1 protein-coding gene is annotated in these 1,980 nt (G+C 63.3%); it reads left to right on the top strand.

Annotated elements, in window-relative coordinates; translation table 11 throughout:
- On the top strand, positions 1 to 1,980 hold a 1,980-nt coding region (locus U9R81_RS06885), incomplete at both ends, for a LamG domain-containing protein (RefSeq protein WP_322494767.1).

The following is a 1,980-nucleotide window of genomic DNA, read 5'->3' as shown; positions in this document are numbered from 1 at the left end:
CGGTGCTGTCGGTGCTGCTCTCGCTGATTCTAGGCCGCGCAACCTCATTCTCGTCGTGGCTGTTCCAGCAGATTGCGCGCTTTATCGTTGACGAGTCGCGCTATTTGACGGTACGACCGACGGTAGGCGGCACGAGCTTGGGGCTAGTCAATCCGGCGGCGGGCATGACCGCGTGGAACCCGCTCCGTTTTAGCGCGACTATTTACCCGAATCTAGCGTGGAATCCGAACCGGATCGGCAATCGCTGGTTTGGCAACCCGTGGAATGACTGGCAAGCCCGCCAGCGCGTCTCTGGCGCGGCGTCTGTGGCAACGCATGAGCAGAATCTCGCAGTCTGGCCCAGTTGGCCGCCGATCCAAGACTCATATCCGCGTTTTGTCGATTTCTCCTTCCCAGCGGGGATCAACCGCTCGACGGCGCTGTGGATGAACACGGCCTTTAATCTGCCCTACAAGCGGTGCATTATCCTCTGGTGCGGGGCGTATGATGATGTGCAACGCTATAACTCGCGCTTGGCCGATAACGTGGTCTTCGATGTCTTCCCGGCGACGTTCGATGAGTTTGTGCGCATGGATTGGGGCGGCAACATTGCCTTCCCGCCGTTGCCCGACGCTGACTTTGATGGTCTCCGCCGCGAAGTCGATCCCAACGAGAGCACGTGGGATGCCGATGGCGATGGCTTGAGCGACGCCTTTGAGCTCCAGCGCGCTAACGAAGGGAAGCGTTTTAATCCGTGGCTGGCCGATACTGATGGCGATGGCTTGAGCGATCTGGTGGAGGCGCGCTGGGGTGTCGACCCGACCCGCGCTGACACCGATGGCGACGGGCTGAGCGATGCGCAAGAGGTGAACGGCCAGTTGGTGACGGTGAGCGGGCGGCTCTTGCTGATCCGCACTAGTCCGCTGGCGGCTGATTCACGCGGTGATGGCATTTCTGATGCCGCATGGCTCAATCAGGGCGGGTCGGTGGCGGCGCGTTCGCGTCTTGGCGCGTGGCCGCTCACGACGACCTTTGCCGACTCGTTTGGCGGGATGGCCTTCGGCTGCCCGGCGGGAGCTTGTCCTGCCGCTGGGGTGACGGTGGCCGGACGCACTGGCACGAGTTTCGATGGCAATCAGTTTTTGGTCATTAGCGATGAGCGGTTCCATATGGCGGATGAGATGACCTTTGCGGTTTGGATCTATCCTACCGCCGATGCCAACGGCATCTTGATCAACCGCGAAGGCGAGTATGAGGTGGCGCGCTTCCCTGATGGCACCATCCAGTGGGCCTTTGCCAACGCCAATCCCGGCTGGACTTGGATTAACACCGGCGCGGTGGCGCCGCTCAATCAGTGGACGCACGTGGCGGTGACGTATAACCGTGGCGTGGTGACGACCTATCTCAACGGCACGGCGGTGCATACCTACCATGGGGCTGGCGCGATCGGCGATGTTGATTGGTCGCAGAACGAGCTGCGGCTAGGCGATCGCCAGTATATCCCACAACGGTTTGTGGGGGTGATGGCCCATGCCCGCCTGTTCACTCGCGCGCTGCCGGCGGCTGAGGTCAGCGTCCAACCGAATCTGGCGGCGCTGGCGGCGACGGAGCTAGCGAGTACGCCGGCGACGCTGGTCGCGCCGCAAGCACCGCTGGGCGTCTTCCCCGTTGTGAACGATGAGAACCTTGTTGTACGGCCCGGCCAATCGCTGGTCTACACCGTCACTTTACGCTATCTGCCGCCCGATGGCCGCCCGCTGCGCGGCGCGGTCTGGCTGAATACGCCGCTGACCAGCTTCCCGGCCCAGCCGTTCGAGTTGCTGCCGGGGCAGGAACAGAGCTTTGTCACCAACCTGACCATCCCGGCTGGCACACCCGAAGGGCCGTTCGTGCTCGACGCGATCACGCAGTACAGTTTGGGCGGCAACCCGACGGCGCGCTGGGTGCAGCCGGCCTTTGCCGAGCGGGCCGGGGCCGATGTGAGCGCGCTCGCGGTGGCGG

The sequence above is a fragment of the Chloroflexus sp. genome, assembly GCF_034435895.1.
Taxonomy (GTDB): domain Bacteria; phylum Chloroflexota; class Chloroflexia; order Chloroflexales; family Chloroflexaceae; genus Chloroflexus.
This window is presented reverse-complemented; position numbering and strand designations above follow the sequence as displayed.